At 62.5% G+C, this 26900-nt stretch carries 20 protein-coding genes; 13 read left to right on the top strand and 7 right to left on the bottom strand.

The window, feature by feature from the left end; translation table 11 throughout:
- The first annotated feature begins 379 nt into the window (after window positions 1-379).
- Window positions 380-3658 (top strand): AAA family ATPase, encoded by a 3279-nt coding sequence (locus AC0L3I_RS34835; RefSeq protein ID WP_473529952.1) that lies wholly within the window; start codon window positions 380-382, stop codon window positions 3656-3658.
- A 362-nt stretch (window positions 3659-4020) separates the two neighbouring features.
- Here the strand turns inward: AC0L3I_RS34835 and AC0L3I_RS34830 are convergent, their stop codons facing one another.
- Window positions 4021-4710: a haloacid dehalogenase type II gene (locus AC0L3I_RS34830; RefSeq protein WP_473529951.1), complete on the bottom strand. Its 690-nt coding sequence runs from the start codon at window positions 4708-4710 to the stop codon at window positions 4021-4023.
- Window positions 4711-5264: 554 nt separating this feature from the next.
- On the opposite strand from AC0L3I_RS34830, the gene AC0L3I_RS34825 reads away from it, so the two are divergent.
- From AC0L3I_RS34825 to AC0L3I_RS34815, 3 genes are all read left to right on the top strand, one after another.
- Complete coding sequence (locus tag AC0L3I_RS34825) at window positions 5265-6338, top strand: phosphotransferase (RefSeq protein ID WP_473529950.1); 1074 nt, start codon at window positions 5265-5267, stop codon at window positions 6336-6338.
- On the top strand, window positions 6338-7708 hold the full coding sequence (locus AC0L3I_RS34820) for an aspartate aminotransferase family protein (RefSeq protein WP_473486541.1): 1371 nt from the start codon (window positions 6338-6340) through the stop codon (window positions 7706-7708). Before AC0L3I_RS34825 ends, AC0L3I_RS34820 begins: the two co-directional genes overlap by 1 nt.
- A gap of 80 nt (window positions 7709-7788) precedes the next feature.
- Entirely contained in the window at window positions 7789-8460 is a 672-nt protein-coding gene (locus tag AC0L3I_RS34815) for a GntR family transcriptional regulator (RefSeq protein WP_473486542.1), read from the top strand.
- 83 nt (window positions 8461-8543) lie between these two features.
- Here AC0L3I_RS34815 and AC0L3I_RS34810 read toward each other — a convergent pair whose 3' ends face one another.
- The 4 genes from AC0L3I_RS34810 to AC0L3I_RS34795 form a co-directional block, all read right to left on the bottom strand.
- Complete coding sequence (locus AC0L3I_RS34810; protein ID WP_473486543.1) at window positions 8544-9866, bottom strand: NAD(P)/FAD-dependent oxidoreductase; 1323 nt, start codon at window positions 9864-9866, stop codon at window positions 8544-8546.
- Window positions 9867-10567: 701 nt separating this feature from the next.
- Window positions 10568-11599: an aldose epimerase family protein gene (locus AC0L3I_RS34805; RefSeq protein WP_473529949.1), complete on the bottom strand. Its 1032-nt coding sequence runs from the start codon at window positions 11597-11599 to the stop codon at window positions 10568-10570.
- An 85-nt stretch (window positions 11600-11684) separates the two neighbouring features.
- Window positions 11685-13142 carry an NAD-dependent succinate-semialdehyde dehydrogenase gene (locus AC0L3I_RS34800; protein ID WP_473529948.1) on the bottom strand — a complete coding sequence of 486 codons (1458 nt, stop codon included), beginning with the start codon at window positions 13140-13142 and terminating at the stop codon, window positions 11685-11687.
- A gap of 328 nt (window positions 13143-13470) precedes the next feature.
- Window positions 13471-14418 carry an AEC family transporter gene (locus AC0L3I_RS34795; protein WP_473529947.1) on the bottom strand — a complete coding sequence of 316 codons (948 nt, stop codon included), beginning with the start codon at window positions 14416-14418 and terminating at the stop codon, window positions 13471-13473.
- A gap of 166 nt (window positions 14419-14584) precedes the next feature.
- On the opposite strand from AC0L3I_RS34795, the gene AC0L3I_RS34790 reads away from it, so the two are divergent.
- The 4 genes from AC0L3I_RS34790 (at window position 14585) to AC0L3I_RS34775 (ending at window position 19672) form a co-directional block, all read left to right on the top strand.
- Window positions 14585-15133: a histidine phosphatase family protein gene (locus tag AC0L3I_RS34790; protein WP_473529946.1), complete on the top strand. Its 549-nt coding sequence runs from the start codon at window positions 14585-14587 to the stop codon at window positions 15131-15133.
- Window positions 15134-15395: 262 nt separating this feature from the next.
- Window positions 15396-17075: a LuxR C-terminal-related transcriptional regulator gene (locus tag AC0L3I_RS34785; protein WP_473529945.1), complete on the top strand. Its 1680-nt coding sequence runs from the start codon at window positions 15396-15398 to the stop codon at window positions 17073-17075.
- A gap of 199 nt (window positions 17076-17274) precedes the next feature.
- Window positions 17275-17769, top strand: coding sequence for a hypothetical protein (locus AC0L3I_RS34780; RefSeq protein WP_473529944.1), 495 nt, complete (start codon window positions 17275-17277; stop codon window positions 17767-17769).
- A gap of 151 nt (window positions 17770-17920) precedes the next feature.
- Window positions 17921-19672, top strand: a complete 1752-nt coding sequence (locus AC0L3I_RS34775; RefSeq protein ID WP_473529943.1) for an alpha/beta fold hydrolase — start codon at window positions 17921-17923, stop codon at window positions 19670-19672.
- Between the two features lie 985 nt (window positions 19673-20657).
- Here AC0L3I_RS34775 and AC0L3I_RS34770 read toward each other — a convergent pair.
- Complete coding sequence (locus AC0L3I_RS34770; RefSeq protein WP_473529942.1) at window positions 20658-21125, bottom strand: hypothetical protein; 468 nt, start codon at window positions 21123-21125, stop codon at window positions 20658-20660.
- Entirely contained in the window at window positions 21122-21376 is a 255-nt protein-coding gene (locus tag AC0L3I_RS34765) for a hypothetical protein (protein WP_473529941.1), read from the bottom strand. Before AC0L3I_RS34765 ends, AC0L3I_RS34770 begins: the two co-directional genes overlap by 4 nt.
- Before the next feature lie 216 nt (window positions 21377-21592).
- On the opposite strand from AC0L3I_RS34765, the gene AC0L3I_RS34760 reads away from it, so the two are divergent.
- The 5 genes from AC0L3I_RS34760 to AC0L3I_RS34740 all read left to right on the top strand — a co-directional run bounded on the left by AC0L3I_RS34760 (window position 21593) and on the right by AC0L3I_RS34740 (window position 26612).
- Window positions 21593-21874, top strand: coding sequence for an acyl carrier protein (locus AC0L3I_RS34760; protein WP_040981809.1), 282 nt, complete (start codon window positions 21593-21595; stop codon window positions 21872-21874).
- Window positions 21875-21927: 53 nt separating this feature from the next.
- A complete protein-coding gene (locus AC0L3I_RS34755; protein ID WP_473529940.1) occupies window positions 21928-23115 on the top strand; it encodes a beta-ketoacyl-ACP synthase in 1188 nt (395 codons plus the stop codon).
- A gap of 19 nt (window positions 23116-23134) precedes the next feature.
- A complete protein-coding gene (locus AC0L3I_RS34750) occupies window positions 23135-24406 on the top strand; it encodes a beta-ketoacyl-ACP synthase (protein ID WP_473486551.1) in 1272 nt (423 codons plus the stop codon).
- Between the two features lie 144 nt (window positions 24407-24550).
- A complete protein-coding gene (locus tag AC0L3I_RS34745) occupies window positions 24551-25579 on the top strand; it encodes a zinc-binding dehydrogenase (protein ID WP_473529939.1) in 1029 nt (342 codons plus the stop codon).
- 37 nt (window positions 25580-25616) lie between these two features.
- Window positions 25617-26612 (top strand): lipid A biosynthesis lauroyl acyltransferase, encoded by a 996-nt coding sequence (locus AC0L3I_RS34740; RefSeq protein ID WP_473529938.1) that lies wholly within the window; start codon window positions 25617-25619, stop codon window positions 26610-26612.
- Window positions 26613-26900: the final 288 nt, after the last annotated feature.

Genomic DNA, 26900 nt, shown 5'->3' with positions numbered 1-26900 from the left:
AGCCATCGGCCGTGGCCCGCGGGTTCCTTCCTCGGGGACTTTCGTACGCCTGCCGGCGCCCGAAACTCTTCACGGAAGCCGTCGGTCCGCTTTGAGAGTTAAAGGCGCACAACGCGGACATTCTCCTGGATCAGGCGGCCCGGTTTTGAGCCATTTTAGGCATTCGACTTACCTTCTCTGGCACCAAGCTCCTTGAACTCCCGAATGTTCAGATTCCGGAGATGCGATCGGGCGCACCGATGGGCGCTAGGACCGGTTCAGAGCTAGGCAGGCGACGGACAATTGACTTGCATGGCCGACACAGCGCGAGCGAGAATGCCGCTCCTAGGATCGGCCCGCAATTCGTTCGGCTTTAGCCAGGTCCAGTTGAGGAACCGCCATGCGCGACATCGCCAAGTGGCTGGAGAGCCAAGGTCTTGGCGAATACGTGGAAGCGTTTGCCAACAACAAAATTGATGCCGACGTGCTGCCCAGCCTGACGAGCGATGATCTCAAGGAGTTGGGCGTTGCCGCGGTAGGTGATCGGCGCAGGCTTCTGAGGGCGATCGCCAGCCTTTCAGCGCCTGATATCGGGCAGCGTCACGAAGGGGCCGCTGCGCCGGTCACATCGGCTGAGCCCTCGCAAGAAGTGTCGCCCGAACGCCGCCAGGTTACGGTGATGTTCTGCGACCTAGTGGGTTCAACGCCTCTCTCGGTCGAGTTCGATCCCGAGGATGTGGCCGACGTAATACGTTCCTATCACACGAGCTGCACAAAAATCGTGGGGCGATGGGATGGGCATATCGCCAAGTTCATGGGCGACGGCGTGCTGGTCTATTTCGGCTGGCCGCGTGCCCATGAGGACGATGCAGAGCGCGCCGTCGAGGCGGGTCTTGAACTGACATTGGCAGTCTCGACGTTGGATACCGCCATTGGACGACCTATGGCAGCTCGTGTCGGTATCGCGACAGGTCTAGTAATGGTCGGCGAAACGACTGGCACTGGAACGGCGCGCGAGCGCGCCGTGGTCGGCGAAACACCGAACCTGGCCGCGCGGCTACAAGGCATCGCGGAACCCGGAACTGTCGTGGTCGCCGCCAGCACGCGACAGCTACTTGGCAACCTCTTCGAGACTGCCGATCTTGGCGAACACCTCTTGAAGGGTTTTCCGGAGCCCGTACGCGCTTCACGTGTCCTGGGCAAGGCCGCCAAGGAGACACGCTTTGAAGCGCTGCACGGCCGGCTCCATACGCCGCTGATCGGGCGCGGCGATGAAGTGGAACAACTGACGAAGCGATTTCAGCAAGCGGAGGCGGGCGAGGGCCAGGTCGTTCTCATTTCGGGCGAACCAGGGATCGGCAAGTCGCGCCTTTGTGAGGCGGTGCGAGCCAAGCTGCTGCACCGGCCGCATGCGCGCCTGACCTACCAGTGCTCGCCGTCGCACGCGGACCGAGCATTTTACCCTCTGGTCACGCAGCTTGAACAGGCGGCCGACATTCGCCCGGACCTCGATCCGGGCGAAAAATTGCGAAGGCTGACGGCGATGCTTCCCAGGTCTGGCGAGAGCGCTCAGGTCCAATTGTCGATTCTCGCCGCTTTTCTCTCCATCCCGACGAATGGAGGAGAAGGCCCGCCGAGCCTGGATGCGCTTCAACAGACGGAACGAACCTTTGATGTGCTTATGAGCCTCTTGGAGGATTCCTGCGCCAAAGGCCCCGCGGTCATCACCTTCGAGGACCTGCACTGGTGCGACCCGTCGACGCTCGAGTTCCTCAACCGGCTCGTCGACAGGGTAGAGACCCTGCCAGTGCTGCTGCTCGTCACCTCGCGCCCCGGAATCAGCGTGGCATGGTCGGATCAGCCTCATGTCACGACGGTTTCGTTAAATCGCATAACCAGGCGCGAGTCCGAGAAAATGATCGATTCGCTTGCCAACTCCGACGTGCTGCCGGAGCGCGTCGTCGAGGAGATCGTGAAGCGGAGCGATGGAATACCGCTGTTTCTCGAAGAGATGGCCCGGACCTTGATCGAGGCACAGAATCAGCCGAACGCCGCCGGCGCGCTCGAGAGGGGCGTGCCGGCATCGCTCCAGGACATGCTGATGGCCCGGCTCGATCGGCTCGCCACCGGAAAGCGGATCTATCAGACCGCGGCCGCAATCGGTCGCGAGTTCACCATCGGACTGCTCGAGCGCGTATGCGATCTCGATGGAGCCGCGCTGCACCTGGCTTTGGATGCCCTGGTGGAGGCCGAGCTTCTGGTCTGCCGGCAAACCGTCTCGGGAGCGACGTATGTCTTCAGGCACGCTTTGCTTCAGGACGCGGCCTATGGCAGCCTGCTGCGTGATACACGCAAGGAACTGCACGCGCGCATCGCCGCTGCGCTTGCACAGGCGGAAACCGACGATCCAGCATTGCTGGCGCATCACTACGAGAATGCAAATGCCTGGACCGAGGTCTTGAACTGTCGGCTCCTGGCGGCGGCGAAAGCCGAGAGTCGCGGGGCTCGCTGGGAGGCGGCCGAGCACCACCGGCGCGCCATCCAGGCTCTCGAACGCCTTCCCGACACGGCGGCGCACCGGCAAACCTACGTCGAGACGGTCTTGGCGCGGGCCAGGAGCGGCCGGCAGTACGCGAACAAGCAGGAACGTGCCGAAGCGCTTCACCAGGTCGACAGGGCAATCGCGTTCGCCGACGGGGACACCGCGGCCCTGGCGGGGCTGCAGTCCTTCAAGGGAGTGGATTTGCTGGAAGAGCCGTTGCTGGTCAGCGCCGAACGACATGCCGGTTTCGCGGATGCGGCGCGCCAGGCCGAAGTTGCGTGGCGCTATGCCAACTTCCTCGGCGATACCGGACGGCTTGAAGAATCACTCGGCAAGATCGAACGGGCTGCGGCGCTGTTGCAGGAAGTCGGGGCCCTGGAAGAGCTCGGTTCGCTCGCCGCAGGTGCAGGCCGTTGCTACAATGCCCGCGCCGGGCGGTTGCAGCGGTCTCTGCAATTCGCCGAGATGGTCCGGGAGATCGCCGCGTCGACGCAGGACGTCGAGGTGCGCTCGTGGCTGGCGATGGAAGCAGAGCCTTTGCTTTACAAGGGACTCTGGCAGCGGACGGTGGAGGTGGTCGAGCAGAACCTCGCCACGACCTGGGAGAACGCGAGGTGGAGCGTTGTATTGTGGGCGTCGGGCTGGGCAGCCATAGCCTGTCTGAAGCTGAACCGGATTGCCGATGCAAGGGCCTTCCTGGATCCGGTGATGAAGACAGTGGCACGGCGGATAGATAACGATTTCTGCAAGATCTATCCCCACATCGCCTTGAGCCAATTGCACCTCGCCGAAGGGGACGCTGCAGCCGGGCTGCAAGCGGCGGAACGCGCGCTGGAGCTCGCGGAGCGTGTAACGGCGAGGCTCGAGATTGGCGCTGCCCGTCGCGCGCTCGGCCAAGCCTACGAGGCCAGGGGCGATCGCCAATCGGCGGACGGGCAGTTCCGTCGAAGTGTTGATGTTCTCCAGACAATCCAGTCCCGACCCGAGCTCGCCCAAAGCATGCTTGCCTTTGGCAGATTTGAACTGGTTGCGGACAGAGATAAAGCAAAGGGGTTGCTACACAGCGCCCTTAAGCTATTCAAAGAAATCGAGGCAGACGGTTGGGTGGCGGAGACACAAAGCGCTCTTCTTCGCTGATCTCTTCAATCTGACACCAGAAGACCATGCCCGCGAAACGATGACCGAGTGCGACTGTTCGCTTCTGTCGAGCAGCACCCTCCGCTGTTGGCGTGCTGTCTCAAGTCGCCGCCTGCGTTCGTTTTAGAGCAGCGTGGCTCTTCACGATTGGGCAGACATGACGCGCCTCTCGGACGGCCGTTCGGGGGCCGTTTGCTGACTGGCCGGTTTTGGCCGACAAGATATGGGAAGCCGACGCGCTGTTACGCCCCTTGGTGCTATCTGGTTCGCCGGCCTGGCCGCCGATCAATCTCGTCCCGCAGAAGAAAGGGGCGGATGACCCGCCCCTTCTTGCTGCATAGTCTTCCGGCCACCACCATTTGTCAGGCGCGCTTCAGGACCGGCTCCAGGCCCACGGCTGCTGCAAGTCCGCCGATATCCTTGATCTCGGTATATTCGTAGAACGGATTGGCCGGTTCGTGGCCGCGATTGACCCAGACCTTGCTCTTGATCCCCAGGTCATAGGCTGGCATCAGGTCATAGCGGAAAGAGGAGGAGACGTGGGTGATGTCTTCGGGTCCGCAGCCGAGCTTGTCGAGCATGTACTCGAAACCCTTCATTAGCGGCTTGTAGGCGCCAACCTCTTCGGCGGTGATGACGGTGTGAATGGGCGCGCCGAGCTTTTCCACATTCGACATGATCAGGTTCTTCATCGAGTTCGATAGGATCACCAGCGGAATTTCCTTCGCCACTCTGGACAGTCCTGCCGGAACGTCCGGGTGCGGGCCCCAGGTCGGCACTTCGTCACAGATGCGCTGCGCGTCTTCGGGCTTGAGCTGAATACCGATGCGCTTGCAGCTGCGTTCGACGGCATTGTGCACCACCTCGGAGAAGGGCTTCCAGGCGCCCAGGACCTCGTCCAGGCGATATCCCCTGAAGGCTTCGACGAAGTTGTCCATCGTCTCAGCAGAAAGGCGCTCGGCATACACACGCCGCGCGGCACCGGCCATGTCGAAGTTGGTTAGCGTCCCATAGCAGTCGAAGGTGATATACTTTGGCCTAAATTTGGTCATGGCGTGAGATCCTTTCACTTTGACGACCCAGATTGGCCGCTCCCGGCACGTCATATTTGTACGGACAGCAGAGCATAGCTCTTCGAACACTCGCCACTTGAAGTACATTGTTCTGATTTTGGCCGCTCCTCAGGCATAATCTATCGCCTTCGCGCTTACGAGGGCAGACGGATGGACGGCGCTCACACAGCATTCCAGTCCACCTTTCACCACTCGGTATTGTACAACACTTATTCGTTACCTTCGGCGCCCAACCGCCTATTTGACGGCACGATGACAGAAGGTGCACACCTTGACGCCCGCATCCTGCCGAAAGAACATCAGCTCCATAGCGTGCGGATATTTCTCGCTATTTCGCAATCTCTGACGCTTCCGACACCAAGTTCGATAGCTGCCGGATTGCAGCCAAAAAAATGGACCGCGACTCCCTACCCCTCCTGGTAACCAGAAGGCCATCTTGCACCCACGCATAAATTGTTGTACAAAATTGCGACGCAATATACGAATCCTGCGGCGTTGAACCCTGTTTCGGGGGCACCTGAACTGAGTAGAAAATGGGTCAAAATCTACAGACCAAGCCGGTCCGAGCGTCGGAGCTCTCCGAAGCCTGCCATCCCGTCCGCGAGGCAGAAGCCGAAGTAATCGCTGCGCGTCTCTATAATATTTATGGCTCTGCCACGCGCTTTGATGCAGAAAAAGACGACACGTTTCTTCTCAACAGCGCGAACCGTGGGAAGTTCGTCCTGAAGATCGCTCATCCTTCCGAGCGGGTGGAGGAGCTCGATTTCCAGGTGGCGCTCTTGCGCCATATCGCACAGCGCGCTCCGGATCTACCCGTTCCCCGTGCGCATTGCGACGTCGACGGCGTGGATTTGCCCATCGTCACGACCAGCGCCGGAGAGCGGCGCGTCGTGCGGCTCATCACCTTTCTCGCCGGCACGCCGCTCGACCGGACGACCTCCACCGGTCGGCAGCGCGAACGGATCGGCGAGATTTTGGCGAAACTGCGTCACGCCATGGCCGATTTCTCTCATCCCACGGACAGTCGAACCCTGGCATGGGACGTCACCCACCTGCTCGATCTCTCCGATCTGCTGGGCTTCATCCCAGCGGGCAGCAAGCGCGCATGGACCATGCGTGCGCTGGAGCGATTTGCCGAGATCAAGCCGCAGCTCGACCAGTGCCGGCGGCAGGTGCTCCACAACGATTTCAATACGTCGAACCTGGTCGTTGATCATGCCAATCCGCAATTCCTGACCGGCGTCATCGACTTCGGCGATGCGGTTCGTACGGCCATCGCCGTCGATGTCTCCACGGCGTTGATGAACCAGATGCCCAAAACCTTGGGCCACGGTGGTCGGCGTGACCTCTTCGACGAACCGCGCGACGTTTTGCGCGGCTATCTCCGCCACGCTGAACTGACGGACGAGGAGCTCAGGCTCATCCCGTTCCTGGCACTGGGCCGCCTGGCGGTCCGCGCGCTGCTGACCTGCTGGCGCGCCGAACTCTTCCCTGAGAACAGCCGCTACATCCTGCGCAACACCGAAGCGGGTTGGGCTCACCTCGAGTGGTTCAACTCGCTGTCGACCGCACAAATATCAGACCTTCTGACCCGAGAGGAACCGTAATGTCCAAGCAAGCGACCGTTCTGCCCAAGGGCTTCCGTGGCAACATGGCGAATGGCTTCAACCCTCGGGATGCAGCTCATCTCTCCGGCGAAGACGCGGCGCATGTGGCCAGGCGGCAAAGGCTGCTTGGGCCCGCCTATCGGCTCTTCTACAAGACGCCGGTCGAGATTTCCCGCGCCAAGGGCGTGTTCCTCTACGACAAGCATGGCAACGAATACCTCGACGCCTACAACAACGTCGTATCGCTGGGTCACGCTCATCCGCGCGTGGTCGAGGCCATCCAGAAGCAGCTCGAAATCCTCTGCACCCACACGCGCTATATGCAGGAACCCCTGCTGGACTATGCCGAAGCTCTGATCAACACATTTGGTGGCGAACTCGGCCGGACCGGATGCGCGATGTTCACCTGCACCGGCTCGGAAGCCAACGATCTCGCCTTGCGCATTGCGCGCTATCATACAGGCAGGGCTGGCGTCATTGTCACGGCCGAAGCCTATCACGGCAATAGCGGCGCGGTGGCGGCGATCTCCCCGTCGCTCGGCAAGAAATCGGCGCTGGATCCCTACGTTCGAACTGTCGCTGCCCCGGACTCCTATCGCCTGCCCGTCGCGGAAATCGGCCGGCGGATGGCGGAGGATGTCGCCCGACAGATCGCCGATCTCGAAAGGCATGGCGACGGCCTGGCCGCATTCATCGCCGATTCCGTCTTCTCCTCCGATGGTCTTTATGTCGACCCCACGGATGTGTTGGCGCCGGTGGCGGAAGTTGTTCGCAAGGCCGGCGGCCTGTTCATCGCTGACGAAGTACAGTCCGGTTTCGGGCGGACCGGCACCCACCTCTGGGGACACGCCCGCCACAAGGTCGATCCGGACATCGTCACCCTTGGCAAGCCCATGGGCAACGGCTATCCGGTTGCGGGCCTGGTTGTGCGGCCCGAACTGGTTGCCGAATTCGGGGCCAGCATGCGCTATTTCAACACGTTCGGCGGCAATTCCGTCGCCATCGCCGCCGCGCAGGCCGTGCTCGACACGATCCTGGAGGAAGGGTTGATGGACAACGCGACCAGGGTCGGCGGTGAAATCCTCGACGGCCTCCGCGCCTTGCAGAACAAATACGAATTCGTCGGCGATGTTCGCGGAGCGGGCCTCTATTTCGCCGTCGAGCTCGTAAAGGACCGCGAGAGGAAGGTTCCGGACATGGATCGCGCGCTCGCGGCCGTCAATGCTCTGCGCGACCAGCGCATTCTCATCTCCGCGACAGGAGCGGATGCGCATATCCTCAAAATCAGGCCCCCTCTTGTCTTCACATCAGCCAATGCAGGGCGTCTGCTCGAAGGTGTCGACAATGCGCTGCGGGCGGTGCAGATCTAGGAGAAGATGCAAAAGGATTCCTTGCCGGCGCTGCGTCACCTGACGCAGCCGCACGCGCGACACCAGCAACGACCAGGCCCATGAAGCAAGTCCAGGACCTCGAGGCCAACGCCGAACCTGTCCCCGTGAGCGCCGTAGACATTCTGGCGCAGGACTTGCGCCGCCGTATCCTGTCGGGGGATTTCCAGCCCGGCCAATTCCTCCGCGACGCCAGGATGTGCGAGGAGCATTCGACCTCACGCCACACGTTCCGCGCGGCGGCCCAGTTGCTCGTCACACAGGGCCTGCTGCGCCAAATACCGAACCGAGGCTTCATGCTGCCCGAATTCGGAGCGGACGATATTGTCGACATCACACGGGTGCGCGGCGCCATTGAAGGCGAAGCCATTCGGTTGATCGTGCTGACCGGGGTCATCCCGCCCCAGGCGCTCGAGGCGGTTGCGGTCATGCATGATTCGAGCCTGTCCTCAGACCAGTCGGCGCTGGTTGCCGCAGACCGCGACTTCCATCGCGCCATCGTCGCAGCGAGCGGAAGCGTGCGCCTGAACCGAGCCTATTCGAACCTTGAAGGCGAGATCGAGCTTCTTCTCGTCCAGCGGCAAGCCTTCTACGGCTCGGCCGAAGAAATGGCGCTGGAGCATGAGCGGCTCGTCAAGAGCCTGAAAAGCCGCCACTTCGACACCGCGCGGGAGGCCTTCGAGGAGCACTGGGAAGATCTTCAGATCAAGCTGCTCGATCCGCGCTTACGCTGAGGCTCCTCATCGCTGATCTTATCCAGCGTGCCATGACTGCCAGCTTCGCTTGGAGCGCCTTAGGCCTGACTGCCGGCAGGTCTTCAGATGGCGGCGATGTCCAGCTTCGAGCCGTCAACCAGACGCGACAGGCGGAACGGTGTAGGATCGACGCTGGGCGTGTCGTTTACGACAAGCTCTGCGGCCAGATAGCCAAGCCCCGGGCCCAAACCGAAGCCGTGGCCCGAGCAGCCCGCTGCGAGGACGAGGCCCTCCACCGCGTCCACCTGCGACACCACAGGCACTGCGTCCGGCGTGCAATCGACGAAGCCGCCCCAAGCACTATCGATCTGTATATCGCCGAGTTGGGGGAAGGTCTTCCGGACACTCTCCACCACTTGGCTTATCAGCCATTTCAAGGGCGGAGGGTCCAGCACCCGATTCTGTTCGAAGATCCGATCGTCGCTGGTCAGCAGCGCCGGCATTGAATCCGGCCCCGAAAGGAACGATTGGCCGATGCCGAGCCTGACGTTCTTCAGGCGACGCAAGAATTGCGGCATGAATTCCCGGCTATACCGGATAGCCTGGGGCGTGATTTCGAGGTTCGCCTTGCCGCTGATCGCAAGCGTATAGCTTCCGTCCAGTCGGCGCGTGATCGTGCAGTAGGGCGTGGAGATCGCCTCGCCTACGTTGATTGTCGGGGTAGAACGCAGCGCGGTCTGCCGGATGCTTGCCTGGGGGAAACTGATCCCGAGCGGCCTAAGGAAGCGCGAGGACCAGGCGCCAGCGGCGCACAGCACCGCGCTGGTTCTGATGTAGCCCTTCTCCGTGTGCACGCCCGCAATCTTGCCATTAGCCAAGTCGAGCGCCCGCGCGGCGCATTCCTGGTGGATGGTGGCGCCCAGAGCTCTGGCGCCCTCGGCGATAGCCGGCGCGGCAAGCGCAGGTTCGGCCTTACCGTCCCGTTCCGAATAGGTCCCGCCGACCCATTTGCCGCGCGCTTCGGGGACACGCTCGGCCAGCTCAGCCCGGCTGAGCAAGCGGGTGTCGACGTCGTACTCCCTGGCGACCTCGCGCCACCTTTCCCAGCCGGCGAGCACCGCCTCGTCGTGGGTCGCATAGACGAGACCGCAGCGTCGAAATCCAAGGTCCCGATTGATATCGTGCGTCAGTTCGTCCCACAGCCGCATGGAGAGAACCGAGAGCGGCAGTTCGCGCCGGTCGCGGTTCTGCTGGCGGCACCAGCCCCAATTTCGGCTCGATTGCTCGCAGGCGATGTGGCCCTTCTCGAGCAGAGCCACAGAGAGGCCACGCTTCGCCAGGAAATAGGCGGCCGTGGAGCCGAGAATGCCGCCGCCGACGATAGCGACGTCGACCTCGGCCGGGAGACGTTCATCGCTGTGAATGCGTTCGACTCTGGGCGACATGTTCCAACAACCTCGGCGGCCAAGAATGCGGAAGCAAAGTTCCGATTAGCCCTTCATCGCATCGTGCGCTCGAAAGAATGTGCCGAAACCATCCAGGACTTCGCCAGATGTGCGGTTTTTTGATCGCTTGATCGATAAGATCTGCTCAAGCCCGATCGAGTTCCAGTTCGACGCAGGGCGGCGCAACTTGCTCGCGAGTCCGTTGGATCGCGCCTGAGGGTCGGTCTTGAGCCTGCGAGCGAAGGCTTTCAGGAGAAGGTTCTCCGCTCAACCGCAAACCCCGCATGACCCGTCAGGCTCCTCTCGTCATCCACAGTGGCTCAAGTGCGGCCTCGGCGATCCCGTCAGCGCTCGCTCCAGCTTCGGATACACCACGACCAGATCGATACCGAGATGTCATCTCCTTCTCGTCTCATGATCGAAACTAGCACGACCGTGTGCAATACGGCGCCTATCCGTCCCCAAATGGACCTTGATGCAGCTCTGCCGAAGTGTCCGCTTTCAGGCGCTGGAAGAGGAGGCGTTAACGTCTGAAATGGGGCGCAAAGCTGCCGTTCGCGGCGTGGAAGACGTACGTCTGCTTTGGGTCATGGGCGTGAATTCGGCCGGTGGCGAACGAACTTCCGCCAAGGGGCCTCCGGCATTCCGCGCCGGTACTAACCGAAGGTCAGCACAGCAAAAGCCAGTACCGGCTTCCGGGCTCAGGCGCCAGGCAGTCTGAACCGGTATTCCGTCACATGGTGGTAGATCTGGCCCGGCCATAGTGTGGCCTGTGGGAAATACGGCCGGTTCGGCGCGTCCGGCCAGACCTGCGGCTCCAGGCAGAAGCCCGAAAAAGCCTTGTAATGACGTCTCTCGAGCCCCGGCGAAGGCGGCGCCAGATACTGGCCGGTATAGAGTTGGACGCCCGGCTCCGTGGTCCAGAGCTCCATCTCGACGCCGGAATTCGCTCCCTGCGCCCATGACGCCAGCTTGAGCGGCCCGCGCGTCGGGGCAAGGCAGAAATTCTGGTCGTAGGGGAGTTGGCTGCCCTCACTCTCCATGCGCAGCGGCCGCGCCTGGCGGAAATCGAAGGGCGTGCCGTCGACCGGCTTCACCACGCCGGTCGGGATCAGGTCGCCATCGACCGGAAGATAGGCGCCGGCGTTCAGCATCAGCCGGTGGTCGAGGATGTCGCCGGCGCCGCCGTCATCCAGGTTGAAGTAGGAGTGCTGGGTGAGGTTGCACAGCGTCGGCTCCTCGCAGGTGGCGGTCATCTCGACGCTGAGCGTGCCGGGGATTTTCAGCCTGTAGGTGCAGGTCACGTCGAGCGCGCCGGGGAAGCCCATCGTGCCGTCGGGATCATGCAGCGTCAGCGTGACAAAATCCTTGCCATGCAGCGAAACCTCCCAAGCCCGGTGGGAAAAACCTTGCGAGCCGCCATGCAGCGTGTGCTTGTCGAGGAAGTTGCGCTCGGTCTGGTAGCGCTGGCCGGCGATGGTGAAGCGGCCATCGCGGATGCGGTTGGCATAGCGCCCGACGACGGCGCCGAAGAAGGCCGTGTCCGTCTCATAGGGTGCGAAACTGCTATAGCCGAGCACCAGCGGCGCATCGTGCCCGGCCAGGCGCAGATCCTGGATGATGGCGCCCAGCCCGATGATGTTGGCGGTGAGGCCGCCGCCGCGGATGCTGAAGCGGCGGATGGCCTCGCCCGCTTGCGTCGTGCCAAAAACCTCGCCGTCCTTCATCGCCATGTCCGAAACGCCAGTTGGTTGATCGATCCCGGCTGGCCGCCTTCGGCCGGCTTAGGTCTGTTGACAGTCAACAGGCCCTGCCCGATCAGAGGCCGAGGCCGCCGATGCAGACATATTTGGTGTCGAGATAGTCCTCGATGCCTTGATGTCCGCCTTCCTTGCCGAGGCCCGATTCCTTGACGCCGCCGAACGGCGCCTCAGGCGTGGTGATGAGCCCTTCATTGACGCCGACCATGCCGTATTTCAGCCCTTCCATGACCCGGAAGGCGCGGCCGAGATCGCCGGTGTAGAAATAGCAGGCGAGGCCGAATTCGGTGTCGTTGGCGAGTGCCACGGCTTCCTCTTCGGTTTCGAACTTGAACACCGGCGCGACCGGGCCAAAGATCTCTTCCTTCATGAAGCGCATCTTCGGCGTCGCATCGGCGATCACCGTCGGCTGGAAGAACGAACCGCCCAGCGCATGGCGCTTGCCGCCGGCGACGACCTTGCCGCCCTTGGCGGTAGCGTCGGCGATCAGTTCCTCGACCTTTTCCACCGCCTTCTCGTCGATCAGCGGCCCCTGCTGCACGCCGTCATCGAGGCCGGAACCGACCTTCAGCCCGTTGCTGGCGGCAGCGAGCTTTTCGACGAACTTGTCGTAGACGCCGGCTTGAACCAGGAAGCGATTGGTGCAGACGCAGGTCTGGCCGGAATTGCGGTATTTGGCGGTGATGGCGCCGGCGACGGCACGCTCGATGTCGGCGTCGTCGAAGACGAGGAACGGCGCGTTGCCGCCGAGCTCCATCGACACTTTCTTGACGGTGACGGACGACTTCTGGATCAGGATCTTGCCGACCTCGGTCGAGCCGGTGAAGGTGATCTTCTTGACCAGCGGGTTGGCGCAGATTTCGTCGCCGATCTCGCCGGCGGCGCCGGTCAGGATGTTGATGACGCCTTTGGGGAAGCCGACCTCTTCGGCGAGCGCGCCCCAGGCGAGGCCTGAATAAGGCGTCTGCGAGGCCGGCTTGACGACCGCGGTGCAGCCGGCGGCAAGTGCTGGGCCGAGCTTGCGGGCCAGCATCGAGGACGGGAAATTCCATGGCGTGATGGCGGCGATGACGCCGACCGGCTCCTTGGTCACCAGGATGCGGCGGTCCGCCCAGGGCGACGGCACGACATCGCCATAGGTGCGGCGGCCTTCTTCGGCGAACCACAATATGTAGGACGCGGCCGAACCGATCTCGCCCTTCGATTCGAACAGCGACTTGCCCTGCTCGATTGTGAGCAGTTCGGCCAGCACATCCTGATTGTCCATCATTGCGTCATGCAGCTTGCGCAACAGCTTCGAACGCTCGAGCGCGGTGGTCTTGCGCCATGTCTTGAAGGCGGCGTCGGCGGCTTCGATGGCGCGGCGCGTCTCGACCTTGCCCGACTTCGGCACGGTGCCGATCTTAAGGCCGGTGGCCGGATTGTTGACGTCGACCGTCTGGCCGCTATCGGCCTGCACCCACTCGCCATTGATGAGATTGGCCTGGCGCATGAAATGGCTGGTTTTCTGAAGCATGGTCTAGCCTCCGTTCGGCGCGCTGACGGGCCGCTATCTGGATTTCTTTGGTGGGCGTGCGCATTGACATCGATGCCGGCACGCCTGGAGCCACTGCTCTTTACCTAGGGCAAGCTCCGCAATCAATCGCAAGATGGCATATAGGGTTTGGGCCAGCGCAAGGCGAGGCCAAGTTGCGCTTCTGATGTTGCTTGAGGGTGTGTTGAGGTTCAGGTCAGGCCGCGCCGAGAAGGGTGCGTTCCGAGAATCGGAACGGAGCGTAACGTTTGGGTAAATGAGTACCGGAAGTACCAGGCCGTTCGCCGGCATTACCTAGATATCGACATGCCTATCCAAACACGTGGACCACCACCGTCAGCCAAAAAGCCGTGGTGGCGACCGCACAGGCGGTGGCGATGGTCATCTGGTTCGATGCCAGTGCCTGGCCGGTGTTGAACTGCGTGGCGATCAGGTAGGAATTGACCCCGGATGGCAGCGCGGCGGCCACGACCGCGACCTTCGCTGACAGCGGCGGCAGGCCGAACAGCCAGACCAGGCCGAGCGCGACGGCCGGCATCAGCATCAGCTTCAGCGCCGACAGCGCCAGCGCCGGCCGCACATTGCCGGAGATGCCGAAACGGCACAGGCCAAGCCCCATGGCAAACAGCGCGACCGGTCCGGCGATGTTGGCCAACGCGTCGACCAGGCGCACGGCCAGCGCCGGCAATGGCAGGCCGGTGATACGCCACACCCATCCAGCCAGGATGCCGATGATCAGCGGATTGGAAAACATCTTATGAAGGAAGCGCCGGATGATGCGCAGCGGATGCACATGCTCGTCACCGCGGCCAAAGATTTCAAACAGGATGATCGACGCCATGATCATCGTCGGCAGATGCACGGAAATCAGCAGCGACAGCACTTCGAACCCACTTGGCCCGAATGTGCCGAGGACGAACGGAATGCCGAGCAGGACGAGATTGGAAAAAGCCGACGACACACCGCCGACGACCCCCGCACGCGCGTCGCGCCCGAACACCCGCGTGATGACCAGGTGGCCTGCGGCCCACGTCACTGCGGCCGCCGCGAAATAGGCTCCCCAGAACAACCAGGGCGCGGTGCCATGGAAATCGGCGTTGACCATGGTGCGGAACAGAAGCAGCGGCATCGCCACCCCGACGGCGAATTCGGCGATGGCCTCGCCCGCCTCGGCCTTCAGATAGCCGGTGAGCCCGGCCAGATAGCCGAGCGCGACAAGGCCGAAGACAAAAAGGACGGTTTCGATGAGTGGGGACATTTTTCCCCTGATAGGCGAGCCGGGATTGCAGCGCAATCGTCCTGCGTTGCGAAGCGGTCCGTTCTCGCAAACAGCCGGGATAGGTGGTGCCTTGTTTTTCAGCCGGCTTTGCCGTCCCTATATGCGGTCACCGGAACCCACCTCCGGTGACGGAAAAGGACGTCTGATGCTTCGATTTGTGCTGGCGCTATTGCTGCTCGTCATTCCCGCGTCGGCGCATGCGACCGAAGCCGGCTGGGCGCTGTTGCGCGACGGCGGACATGTGGTGCTGCTTCGCCATGCCATGGTCACCGGCACCACCGATCCGGCGAATTTCGACATCGAGAAATGCGCCACCCAGGTCAATCTCTCGGTGCGCGGCAAGCAGCAGGCGCGCAAGATCGGGGCGCTGTTCGCCGCCCGCGCCGCGCCCATCGAGCGCATGCTATCCAGCCGCTATTGCCGCAGCCTCGACACGGCCCGCATCGCTTTCAGAGCCGAGCCTGAACCCTTCGCCCCGCTTGACTTGCTGAAGACCGACGCGAGCGAGAAAGCCGCCCAGCTCGAGGCGGTCATGAACGAGATCCGCGCCTATTCCGGCTCCGACAATGTGGTCATGGTCACCCATCTGGAAAACATAATGGCCCTTACCGGCATCTCGCCGCGCGAAGGCGAAGCCGTGATCGTCGAGCCGCAAGGCGACGGCCTGCGCGTGCTCGGCCGCGTCACCTTCTAATCTACGCTGGAGCCGGTTGAAGCGTTCGCGAGTGGTGAGATCTAACGCTTGGTACCCTAAGCGGAATACCGGTTCCGACCGTTGCAGCCGTTGACGACGAGCACAGTGAACGGCCCGATTGACCCCATTGCTGTCGTCCGGGACGTTTCCCTTCAGAGCGTTTTGAGTGCATTTCCGGTCATTCCTGTTCGAGCGTGCTATAGTGCTCATTGGCGCCAAGATAGCCATTGATGGCTAAGATTTCTGTTCGTCTCCGGAACCAATGCGGATGGGCAGGTCAGATCGACAACAATTCAACAGCGGCTCCTCGGAGGAGGCGGACCAGCTCGTGCTCGGCCGTGAGGCTTACGAGGAAAGGGCGTGGGACGACGCCTATCGGTTCCTCTCGCGTGCCGGCGAAGCGGCTCCGCTCGCAGTAGACGATCTCGAACGGCTGGCGATGTCAGCCTATTTGACCGGGCGCGACGAGGAGTACCTGCGGGCCCTGGAGCGAACCCATCATGCATATCTGGACGCGGGCGAGTGCCGTCGGGCCGCCCGCTGCGCCTTCTGGCTTGGCCTGCGCCTTGTCTTTCGTGGGGAGATGGCTCAGGCGGCCGGCTGGTTTGGACGGGCGCATCGGCTGCTCGAACGCGAGCCACATGATTGTGCCGAACAGGGTTACCTGATGCTGCCCCACGTCGAACAGCATCTTGCTTCGGGCAACCTTGAAGCGGCCTACGCTGCGGCGAGCGGCGCAGTCGAGATTGGCGAGCGCTTTGCGGACGTGGATCTGGTGGCCTGTGCACGGCACCTGCAGGGCCGTGTTCTGTTGCGCCAGCGGCGAACCGCGGAAGGTTTCGCGCTCCTCGACGAGGCGATGGTTTCGGTCACGGCCGGCGAATTGTCGCCGCTGCTTAGCGGCTTGATCTATTGCAGCGTGATCGAAGCATGTCAGCAAGTCCATGCTCTGGGCCGCGCACGCGAATGGACTTCCGCCCTGGGGCGATGGTGCGCCGAACAGCCCCAGCTGATCAGTTTCAGCGGCACCTGCCTGATGCATCGCGCCGAGATCAAGCGGCTCAGCGGCGCTTGGCAGGACGCGATCGACGAAGCGCAGCATGCCGTGGAGCGTTTGACGCAGTCGAACAATCGGAAAGATACGGCTGGGGCGTGGTACCAGCTGGCGGAAGTACACCGCCTTCGCGGAGACTTTGACGCGGCCGAGCAGGCATATCGGAGTGCAAGCCAATATGGCTTCGAACCGCAGCCGGGCCTTGCCCTGTTGCGGTTGGCCGAAAGGCACATCGATGCGGCTGCGGCCGCAATCCGGCGCGTCATGGCCGCGACGACCGACCAAGTGAAGCGCATTCGGCTGCTGCCTGCTCACCTCGAGATCATGCTGGCGGCTGACGACATCGAGGAAGCACGGCGTGCCTGCCACGAACTGGCGGACGTTGCAGAAAGCTACGGAACCGAACCGTTGCGTGCCCTTGCCGCCCACGCGCGGGGAGCGGTGGCACTGGCAGACGGCGAAGCGCAGGCTGCGGTGGCTTGGCTGCGCCGGGCAATCGAGGCGTGGCAGCAAGTCGACGCGCCATACGAAGCAGCGCGCGTAGGCGTCATGATGGGCCTGGCTTGCCGCGACCTCGGTGACAGCGACGGTGCGGTACTGGAGCTGCAGGCAGCCAGAACCGTGTTCCAGCAGCTTGGTGCCACGCCGGACGTTTCTCATGTCGATGCCCTGCTTGACATGCGGTCGGAGGAAGCCCGCGGTCTCTCTGCCCGCGAGTTGCAAGTCCTCCGCCTGATCGCTTCTGGCAAAACCAACAAGGAAATCGCCAACGAACTGCATTTGAGCGGAAAGACAGTGGACAGGCACGTCAGCAATATTTTCAACAAGCTTGACGTCCCCACTCGCACCGCCGCCACCGCTTGGGCCTACGAGCACCGCCTAGTCTGAGCGTGCCCGGCATGGGTGGAATCACCCATGCATCGTCGGCGCCGATTGGGTGGTTCGCCCGAAGCGCCGCCCTCCTTTCCGCCCTAAGCTTGCACCTGTCGGCTATGGATGCGCGGCGCCTCGGCAGCTCGCCTGCAGACTGCAGGACGGACTCGGTGATCGCGCCGCAAACATCCGGCCACAATGAAAGGAGGAAGCGATGTCACATACCGATACCGGGATGCGGGTCGCGGGCGCCTGGCTTGCGATTGCTTCTGTACTCTTAGGTTTCGTCCTGGTCGGTCACGGGCCGATTCATCCCGACCTCGCCCTGCAAATGCAGATCATCGCCAACAACGTCACCCTGTGGGTGGTCGTGCATTGGGCCGCCGCGGCAGCACTGTCGCTGTTCGTCGTCGCGAGCCTGATCGTGCTGACCGCGGGCTCTCGACTGACCGAACGCTGGTGGACCCTATCCGCCTGGGCGGTGGTGCCGGTCGGCGCCCTCTGGACGATGACGACCGCCGTGGCCGAGGCCACCACCGTCGCCGATGCCGCCGCCGCCAACGATATGGCGCGATTCACGGCCTGGTGGGCGTTCGCTGAAGGCAAGGCCAACGGCTTCATGTTCCTGTGTCTGGCGGTTGTCGTGATCGCCGGATGTGGTTCGGCATCTGGCTGGGCAGCCTCGTCTGGGTTGCGTCGTCTTTCGTGATGGCCCTTTGGACGTTGTGGTTCGGGTTGGGGCTCGCTCGAGCCGAGAACAGCGTGTCAACCGCTCGCAGCGCGCGCTCCAGCGCGTGAGCAGCCCAAGAGGCCAGGCGGCACGTGCAAGACGAAATCTTACTATCAACAGGAGGGAGGCCATGATGTCTCACGTTGAAGGTTACACCGCCACCCCGGCGGCAATTGAATCGAACCGCATATCCGGAGAAGCTGCCCGCAAGCGCCTGCTCACCGGGCTGCCGATCGTCGAACGGCGGCTCGAATTGGCCGGCATCTCGACCGCGCTACTGGAAGGCGGCGCAGGATCACCGATCGTGCTGTTGCACGGCCCAGGAGAACATGCAGCAAAGTGGCTGCGAATTCTCCCGGAGCTTGTGAGAACGCATCACATAATCGCGCCCGATCTGCCGGGCCACGGCACCTCAGGGACCATCGAGGGTCCGATTCATCCCGATCGTGTTCTCGCGTGGCTTGGCGAACTCATCGAACGCACCTGCCCGACACCGCCCATTCTTGTCGGCCAAATTCTCGGCGCCGCAATTGCTGCTCGCTTTGCCGCCAAGCACGGTAACCAGCTCCGCTGCCTGGTTCTGTCGGACGCGCTCGGCCTTGCGCCGTTTCAGCCGGCGCCTGAATTCGGTGCGGCCCTCGCCGCGTTCATAACGGTGCCAAGTCCGGAAAACCATGACCGCCTCTGGCAGCAGTGCGCCTTCGACCTCGACGCGCTGCGTGATCATATGGGCGAGAGCTGGGAGCGGCTGCGAGCCTACAATCTCGATCGCGCGCAGGCGCCGGAGTTGAAGCCGACCCAGCAACGTCTGATGGAGCAATTCGGATTTCCCGCAATCCCATCAGAGGAACTGGCACGCATCAGAATCCCGACCTTCCTGATCTGGGGGCGGCACGATCTTGCCACCCCATTGCCTGTAGCGGAAGCAGCGAGCGTTCGATTTGGTTGGCCGCTCCACGTTATCGACGGCGCAGCCGATGATCCGCCGATCGAGCAGCCTGCCGCATTTGTAAAGGTGCTGCGCGCTGCGCTTATCGCGGCCAAATCCGTGGCTCCTGAGGCGCTGCCGGACACACGTGAGGCTTGGGACCGAATTGCCTCGGGTTACGATCGGACGAATACCGAAACACAGATGTGGCTTGGCAATGAGAGTCTGGTCAGGGCAGGGCTCCGCCCAGGTATGCACCTTCTTGACATTGCATCCGGTAGCGGCGCGCTCAGTATCCCTGCAGCTCGGATCGGTGCCGAGGTGGTCGCCGTCGACCAGTCGCCCGTCATGCTCCGCCTGGCGCGAGAGCGCGCCAGCCGGGAAAGCCTGGAAATCGATACCCGCGTAATGGACGGGCATGCGCTTGCCTTTGACGACGACAGCTTCGATGTGGCGGGATCTCAGTTTGGGGTCATGCTCTTTCCCGACATGCCGATGGGCATTCGGGAGATGGCGCGGGTTGTCAAACCTGGAGGGCGGGTGCTGGTCGTTGCCTATGGCGACCCGCATCGAATTGACTTCCTCGCTTTCATGATCGGGGCCGTTCAATCGGTACGCCCGGAGTTTAATGGTCCGCCAATGGACCCGCCGCCGCTGCCGTTTCAGCTCAGCGATCCGGAGCGGCTTGCCTGCGAACTGGCAAAGGCCGGACTGAAGGGCGTCAATGTCGAGACGATCACGGAGAGCACGGCGTTCAAGTCAGGTGCTGAGCTATGGGATTGGATCGTGTGGAGCAATCCTATTGTCGAGGAAGTGCTTGGCAGCCTCGCGTTGAGCGAACGCGAGCGCGGAGTCATTCGCCAGACGCTCGATCGCATGGTGCGCGAACGGGCCGGCGATGACGGCTCGGCCATCCTGAGAAACCCCGTCAATATTGGCATCGGGATCAAGTGATCGCGCGGCCATTTGATGGCGCGACGCTCGTGCATGCAGTTCGTGGCCACCCCAGGACTTGATGGGGTGGCCACTTTTTTGATGCCGGCCGGCTTCCAAGGTTCGACTCCGGAGATAGCGCCGATGTCAATGCTGAAGGCGTGCGGCAAATGTCGGCTATCGGGGCGAAAGCGACCGCCGGCGCGTGCTCGGCCGCGTCACCTTCTAATCTACGCTGGAGCCGGTTGAAGCGTTCGCGAGTGGTGAAATCGAACGCTGGTACTCTAAGCGGAATACCGGGTTCGACCCTTCTTCGCCATTCCTTCGGAGAAAATTGAAGGGGAAGCCGTCACCCCAATGCGGCTTTCAGTGCGAGCGTCGCTCGCTGGAGCTGCGTTAGTCAGTCGGAGGCTAATGGTATTTTTAATGGAACGCTAATATACATGGATGCTCGAACGGGCGGCGGCCTGCCAAACTTGAGGAATGCCATGCGAAGATTCATCTTCACGGCAATGTGTATCGCCGCCGCAACAGCCGCTAACGCCCATGATTGGTACGAAGACAAGGTTGACCCGCAGACGAAATTCCGGTGTTGCGGTGGTTCTGATTGCCGTGCCATACCTCGGTCTTCGGTGCGGTCCAGGATCGACGGTGGTTACACTTACTTGCCGCATAATTTCAACATCCCACGGGACCGTGTGCAGGAATCCCCAGACGGCCAATACCATATCTGCGAGAATACCTATGTCGTAACTAATCAGCTGTATTGGCGCTGCTTTTTCGCACCTCGTGCCACGGTCTCTCTACTTCTCCCACGTTAAGGTAAATATTGCGCGTCGCTGCCGGGATCGACATCGGCAAGGTGCGCAGCTGTGGCAAATTCGGTCGCGCCGCCCGCTGCCCTGAACGGACGTTCGCGTTCGCTACACGGGAAAGCATTCTATAGCGGATTGTCCGGTCCTGGCGCACCTGGCTCGTTCCAGCAACCAATGCGGATGACGGCTAACTACCCGCTACCTAGCGTTAGATTTCGCACTTGCAGCCACGCATCGATACGGAGCTTCCATGCCTCGATCATATGCGCGAACGCGTCCTCCGTCAGCTCGGACAGATATGATCTTCCTGCCGTGCTCAAGGCAGTGAACGTGTAGGCAATCGACGCCTCCGTGCCTCCGTCAGCGGTCGGGCGGCAGGCCACCTCGACAAATCCGAAACGCGAATCCGGCGTCACCCGGACATAGCGGATGCGATGCGCCACGGGGTCCCAGTCCGTGCAGGCCCAGAGCGTGGTCTCATCACCGTGAGCGGTCCTGAAGACCATGCCCTGGCGCGTCTCCCCGTCTTGTGGATGCAGAAACTCCGGATCCCACCCGTCCACCCACAGGGTCTCCCCAGTCGGCGTGAACAGCGGAAAGACGCGGTCGATCGGCCCCGAAAGCACGATGCTGTGGCTGCGCTCAAGATGGTTCGTCACTCGTCCTCCCCGCTCGTTTCCGCCAAACGGTGGCTGTCTGCCGCACTGAGCTCCAGCCCGTAGATGCGCTTCAATTGGCCGATTGTTTCCAGGGTCGTCGGGGAAAACGGCGTCTGGCCTTCGAAGGCATGCAGCACGATGCCCTCGATGAGGTCACCCAGACTCATGTCGCGATGCTCGGCCAACGCCTTGAGCACCTTCACCAATCGTTTTTCCAGGCGCACCCCGGTCTGCACGCGTTCCATGGTCATAGATTTCCGTACCATGGTACATTGGTACATGCAATGACCAGAGATGGGATGGTTGCGGCATATCGCCGGGAGGGTCGCCAACGGCTCTTTCTTGCGTTTACGAAGTGGGTATCCCATCTGCGCCCGGCGTTCAGGCCTTTTCCTGCCCGGAAAAACCGATTAGACAGCGCGCAAACACATGCGGACAGATTCCGCCCGCAACCGAAGGAAAAGCCCTTGTCCACCACGTTCGAAAAAGTCGCCAAGATCATCGCCGACACCAGTGAGATCGATATCGACACGATCACCCCTGAAAGCCACACCATCGACGATCTCGGCATCGACAGCCTCGACTTCCTCGACATCGTCTTTGCCATCGACAAGGAATTCGGCATCAAGGTGCCGCTGGAAAAGTGGACGCAAGAGGTCAATGACGGCAAGGCCTCGACCGACGATTACTTCGTCATGAAGAACCTGTGCGCCAAGATCGACGCTCTGGTCGCGGCCAAGAACGCCTGAAATGGTTCGTTTTCTAGCCTGACCCACAACAGCCGCCCCATGAACCCTCGCCCATGAGCCCCCACCACGTCGTCATATCAGGCATCGGCCTTGTCTCTTCGCTGGGAGAAGGTCCGGATGCGCATTGGCGCAAACTCGTCCAGCCCGGCCTGGAACCGGTGCTCGAAGCTGCGCGCTTCTCGCCCTATACCGTCCACCCGCTGCCGGAGATCGACTGGAACCTGCAGATCACCAAGCGCGGCGACCAGCGGCAGATGGAAACCTGGCAAAGGCTCGGCACCTACGCCGCCGGCATGGCGCTGGACGATGCCGGCATCAAGGGCAATGACGAGCTCTGCACGACCATGGACATGGTGGTGGCTGCCGGCGGCGGCGAGCGCGACGAGACGGTCGACGCCGACATTCTCGCAGCGTCCGAAAGCCGCAACGACCGCGACGTGCTGCTCAACGAGAAACTGACAACCGAATTGCGGCCGACGCTGTTTCTGGCGCAGCTTTCAAACCTGCTCGCCGGCAACATCTCGATCGTCCACAAGGTGACCGGCTCGTCGCGCACCTTCATGGGCGAGGAAGGCGCCGGCGTCGCCGCCGTCGAGACGGCCGCCGCGCGCATCCGCTCCGGCCAGTCGACGCATATACTGGTCGGCGGCGCCTTCCAGACCGAGCATTCCGACATGCTGCTTGGTTATGAATTGGCCGGCTACCTGCATCGCGGCCCCTGGAGACCGGTCTGGCAGAGACAGGGCCTGGACGGCGGTGGCGTGGTGACCGGATCAGGCGGCGCGTTTCTCGTCCTGGAACAGCGCGAACATGCGATCAGCCGCGGGCGAAAGATCTATGCCGAACTCGGCCCCGTCATATCCGGACGCGCCAAACGCCGGCAGGGCGAACTCGATGCCGAGATTGCCGCGCTGCTCAGGCAGGCGGCATTGCCGAACGGCGAGTTGCTGGCGATTTCAGGCGCTTCGGGTGCCCATGCCGCGACCGCCGCCGAGAAATCGGCGCTCGACGCCAATCCGGCGATTGCCGCACGCGGCTTTTCGACGCTGACCGGCCACATGAAGGAAGCGCAATTTCCCTTCGCCGTGGCGCTGGCGGCACTGGCTGTCGAACGCAAGGCCGCCTACCCGGCTTTTGATGCCGCCACCGAGAAGCCGTTCAACGGCGTTCCCAGGACCATCCTTGCAACGGCGATCGGCTATCACCAATTCGAGGGCATGGCGTTGGTCAACGCCGCCTAGAGGGTGTCAGGATAAAAATATGGCCAATCTGAACGATCACATGGGCAGGCCGATCGTCGCCGTCACCGGTATCGGCGTGGTGACGTCGCTGGGCGTCGGCAAGGCCGACAATTGGGCAGCACTCACCGCGGGCACGTCCGGCATCCATCCGATCACCCGCTTTCCGGTTGACCATCTGAACACCCGCATCTCCGGCATGGTCGATTTCCTGCCGTCGAGCTCAAAGGGCGCCAGCCTTCTTACCTACGATCTCGCCGAGATCGCCGCGCAGGAAGCCGTGGCCGAAGCCGGCCTCGATTCGGGCGATTTCGGCGGGCCGCTTTTCCTCGCCTCGCCGCCGGTCGAACTCGACTGGAGCGAGCGCTTTTCGCTCTACAATTCCGACAACCACGACATCGGCGCCGAACGGCTGCTTCGCGTGGCGCGCGGCTTGAAGGAACTGGATGTCTTCGAGACCACCCAATTCGGTTCGATCGCCGACCGGCTCGCCGACCGTTTTGGGACACGCGGCCTGCCGATCACGCTGTCGACGGCCTGCGCCTCGGGCGCCACCTCGATCCAGCTCGGCGTCGAGGCGATCCGCCGCGGCGAATGCGATAGGGCGCTGTCGATCGGCGCCGACGGCTCGGCGACCGCCGAGGCGCTGATCCGTTTCTCGCTGCTTTCCGCGCTCTCCACGCACAACGACATCCCTGAAAAGGCGTCCAAGCCGTTCTCCAAGGATCGCGACGGTTTCGTGCTGGCCGAGGGCTCGGGCGCGCTTGTGCTGGAATCGCTGGAGGCCGCGCTGGCCCGCGGCGTGACCATCCTTGGCATCCTGCGCGGCTGCGGCGAGAAGGCCGACGATTTCCATCGCACCCGCTCGAAGCCGGACGGCTCACCGGCGATCGCGGCGGTTCGCGCCGCCCTCGCCGATGCCGGCTTGGGCGAGGACGAGATCGACTATGTCAACGCCCACGGCACCTCGACGCCGGAAAACGACAAGATGGAGCATCTGTCGCTGTCGACCGTGTTCGGCGAGCGGATCGGCTCGATGCCGATCTCGTCGAACAAGTCGATGATCGGCCACACCCTGTCAGCCGCCGGCGCCGTCGAGGCCGCGTTTTCGCTGATGACCATGCGCGAAAGTGTCATCCCGCCGACCATCAATTACGACAATCCCGATCCGGCGATCGTGCTCGACGTGGTGCCGAACCAGAAGCGCAACGCCGAGGTCGGCACGGTGCTGTCGAACTCCTTCGGCTTCGGTGGCCAGAACACCTGCCTTGTCATGGCGCGGGAACCGGTCTAATGCATGTCGCCCAAAAGTGCGAAGCGGTTTTGGGACAACGACATGCATAAAAAACAAAGACTTAAAGCGCGTCGGCTGAATCCGTTTCAACGCGACGCGCTTTAAGCGAAGCCTTTTCCCGCTCAACAGAACCCGACAGGCTCCATGCGCGCATTGCAACTTATCGAGGACCGCCGCCTTGAAACGGTGGACCTGCCGCTTCCGCCGCAGCCTGCGCTGGGCGAAGTGACGCTGCGCATCAAGGCCGTGGCGCTCAATCATATCGACGTCTGGGGCTGGCGCGGCATGGCCTTCGCCAAGCGCAAGCTGCCGCTGGTCGTCGGCGCCGAAGCTTCAGGCGAGGTCGAGGCGGTCGGCCCCGGCGTCTCCAGCCTTGTGCACGGGCAGCTTGTGTCGATCTACGGCGCGCGCACCTGCGGGCTTTGCCGCGCCTGCCGCGAAGGCCGCGACAACCTCTGCGAGCATGTCTCGGGCGTACACGGCTTCCATCTCGACGGCTTTGCGCAAGAGAAGATAAACCTTCCGGCGCGCCTGCTGGTCCCTGCCCCGCCCGGCGCGACGGACATTGGGGCGGCCGTCGCGCCCGTCACCTTCGGTACGGTCGAACATATGCTGTTCGACAATGCCAGGCTGCAGCCCGGCGAGACCATCCTCATCCATGCCGGCGGCTCGGGTATCGGCTCCGCCGCGATCCAGCTGGCGAAGAAAATGGGCTGCACCGTGATCACCACGGTCGGCTCGAACGACAAGATCGACAAGGCGAAGGCGCTTGGCGCCGACCATGTCATCAACTATCGCGAGGACCGTTTCGAAGGCGTCGTGCGCAAGCTGACGAAGAAGAAGGGCGTCGACGTCGTCTTCGAGCATGTCGGCGCCGACACCTTTGCCGCCTCGATGCTGTGCCTGAAACGCGGTGGCCGCCTGGTGACCTGCGGCTCGACCTCGGGCGTGTCGACGCAGATCAATCTGATGCAATTGTTCCAGCAGCAATTGAAACTGCTCGGCTCCTTCGGCTGCCGCATGCAAAATATGGCCGACGCCATGCAGAAAATGGCGGCGGGGCTGGTTTCTCCGGTCATCGACACCGAAGTCGGCTTCGACGGCATCGACGCCGCGCTGAAGCGCATGGAAGGCCGTGACGTGTTCGGCAAGATCATCCTGCGCATCGGCTGACCATGATGTTGCTGTCTAAAAACATCATGGTCTAGGAATGGTCGGCAACGCCTTCAAGAAGCTCCGCAGGGACTTGGCGTTCCGCCACGGCAGGCGGCTGCGCCAGTTCAACTACTGGCTGCTTGCGCGTGTCGCTATGGCGATAATTTGGCTGCTGCGTCTGCTGCCGGTCGACAGCGCGCTTAATTTCGCCGACCGCGCCGCCCGTCGCATTGGCCCGTGGGTGGGACGCCACAACGTCGCCATCGCCAATCTGCGCAACGCCTACCCGGAAAAGAGCGACCGCGAGATCCAGGCCATCGCGTCCGACATGTGGGGCAACATGGCTCGGCTCGCCGCGGAATACATCTTTCTCGACGCCCTGTTCGACTACGATCCCGCCGCGACGAAATCGGGCCGCATCGAGGTCAAGGGGATCGAGCACTTCGTGCATATCGCCGAGGAACCGAAGCCGCATATCATCTTCACCGGGCATCTCGGCAATTTCGAACTGCTTCCGGTGGCGGCAGCCACTTTCGGCATGAACATCACGGCGCTGTTTCGCCCGCCCAACAACCCCTATCTTGCCGACTACATCCTCTCGACTCGCCGCTCGACCATGGGGTCGCTTCTGCCCTCCTCCACCGGCGCTTCGTTCGCGCTGGCGGCAATCCTGGAGAAAGGCGGCAATATCGGCGTGCTAGTCGACCAGAAGTTCTCGAGCGGGCTCGAAACGACATTCTTCGGCCGCCCATGCGAGAGCAACCGGGTTCTGGGCACCCTGGCGCGACACTATGACTGCGATGTCTATCCGGCGCGCTGCGTGCGCTTGCCCGGCAACCGCTTCCGGCTCGAGATCGAGGACAGACTGAACTTGCCGCGCACCGCCGGCGGCAGTGTCGACGTCCATGCCACCACCCAGCTGCTCAACGACGTGGTCGAGCGCTGGGTGCGCGAGGATCCCGGCCAGTGGATGTGGTTCCACAAAAGGTGGGAGATCAGCGGCCCGCGCAGGAAGCGTCAACGGGCGAGACAGCGCGGCGAAGCCGCCTGAGCGGCAGGACAATGGGAGGCAGCGCAAGCGCGAATCGATTGCCCTGCAACCGTGGGTAGTCTCGGCTTGACAGGTGACGGCAGTTATGCTAAAAATTTAAGTACAATATTGATCTGCGCCCGCCCACTGAGGCGGGTTTTTTGTTTCGGCCGGATCGCTCGACCGCCGCCCTGTTCGGCCAATTGGGGAGAGGACAATGCGAGCCTCTTCTCAAGTTGCTCAATCCAGTCGAGTCGCGACCAGTTTGCCGTCCATCATCATCGGGATGATTGCCAGCTTCTTTTCTTC

The sequence above is a fragment of the Mesorhizobium sp. WSM4840 genome (assembly GCF_055811755.1).
This window is presented reverse-complemented; position numbering and strand designations above follow the sequence as displayed.